General features: G+C 41.6%; 2 protein-coding genes and 1 pseudogene. All 3 read left to right on the forward strand.

What is annotated here, in order from left to right; translation table 11 throughout:
• Positions 1-203: pseudogene (locus tag AB4496_RS16045) on the forward strand (hypothetical protein); the annotation flags it as partial.
• 431 nt (positions 204-634) lie between these two features.
• The gene (locus tag AB4496_RS16050) at positions 635-1,054 is read left to right on the forward strand and encodes an Hsp20 family protein (protein ID WP_017091829.1); all 420 of its coding nucleotides are present in this window, start codon (positions 635-637) and stop codon (positions 1,052-1,054) included.
• A 178-nt stretch (positions 1,055-1,232) separates the two neighbouring features.
• Positions 1,233-1,550, forward strand: a 318-nt coding sequence (locus AB4496_RS16055) for an Hsp70 family protein (protein ID WP_372131352.1), incomplete at its 3' end; no start/stop codon positions are given.

Genomic DNA, 1,550 nt, shown 5'->3' on the forward strand with positions numbered 1-1,550 from the left:
GTTTTGCTTTCCATGAAATCCGTGACTTTTTCATCGAATTAAATGGCGCTGGCTTTGGTGAATGGTTTCTTCACGAGCGAGCGGATCACATCATTCTGTACACCAACTACGGGTCAGTATTTCCAGCATTGCGATTTGTGACAAAGGGGGAGGGGACGTTTAAGTGCTCAGGGTTTTGTTTTGATGTGCGTTTTGGCGCTTAGGGTGTCACATTAAAATACATTATATGCTGACAGATCCAGGCCCGCGATTTGGGTTGTGTGTAGGAATGAGCCAGCGAAGAACCTGTTAGATCGAATCTGACAGAATCGAGCTAGCGCTTTTGCTAAATTAACAATTTATAAATGACCAAAAAAAACTAATGTTAATATTGACAGGTTTCTCTTGGGATAATATTTTAAAAAAACGAACTGACAGATGAAGTTCTTAAGTTGCCCACTTCGCCTTCTTAGGGAAGCTAGGGCAATTGTAATCAAGGAACGTTGACGTTGTAGTATGCGACATTAGCGAGTTCCTTAAACCTGTTAACACCTGGAACATATGTCTTACGGCGCCTACGTGGTGCAATAGAGTCTGTCTCCGGTCTTGGTGTACTAAACACTAAGAACTATTGCTTATTTATGAGGATAGTATTATGCGTAATGTAGATTTTTCTCCGCTATACCGTCATGCCATTGGTTTTGAACGTCTATTTAACCTAGCGGAGAGTAGCACGAATAAGCCATCTTGTAATGGCTACCCTCCATACAACATCGAGCAGAAAGACGAAAACAACTATCGTATTACGATGGCTGTAGCTGGTTTTTCTGAAGATGCACTAACTCTTACCCAGAACGAAAATATGTTAATCGTTTCCGGTGAAGTTCAGCCTGTAGAAACTAAACCTAATTACCTTTATCAAGGGATCGCAGAGCGTAACTTTGAACGTAAATTCCAGATGGCTGACTACGTAACCGTTAAAGCAGCGAGTATGGGAAATGGTTTACTGCACGTAGACCTCGTCCGTGAAGTCCCAGAAGCAATGCAACCCCGTCAGATCTCAATCCACAAATAATGACTGGGGAAACAGGATCGGATAAGGTGATTTTAGTATTCGATTTTACTAACCTTGTCTAAAAATATTGCTGTTTATCACCACTAGAGTGCAAGACTTAAACGCTTGTACTCATATAGAAGAATAGAATTACATATTTTGCATTAGAAAAAATAATTTTAATAAGAGAGGTCTTATTATGAGTAAAATTATCGGTATTGACTTAGGGACAACAAATTCATGTGTTGCCGTACTTGACGGCGACAAACCTCGCGTACTAGAAAATACTGAAGGCGAACGCACAACAGCCTCGGTAATCGCATACACTGAAGGTGAGACGCTAGTTGGTCAACCTGCGAAGCGTCAAGCGGTTACTAACCCTCAAAACACCCTATTCGCTATCAAGCGTCTAATCGGTCGTCGTTTTGAAGATGAAGAAGTTCAACGCGATATCGAAATCATGCCTTTCAACATTGTTAAGGCTGACAACGGTGATGCCTGGGTTGAAGCGCAAGGC

Source organism: Vibrio sp. 10N.222.46.A1, from assembly GCF_041473595.1.
Classification (GTDB): domain Bacteria; phylum Pseudomonadota; class Gammaproteobacteria; order Enterobacterales; family Vibrionaceae; genus Vibrio; species Vibrio tasmaniensis_A.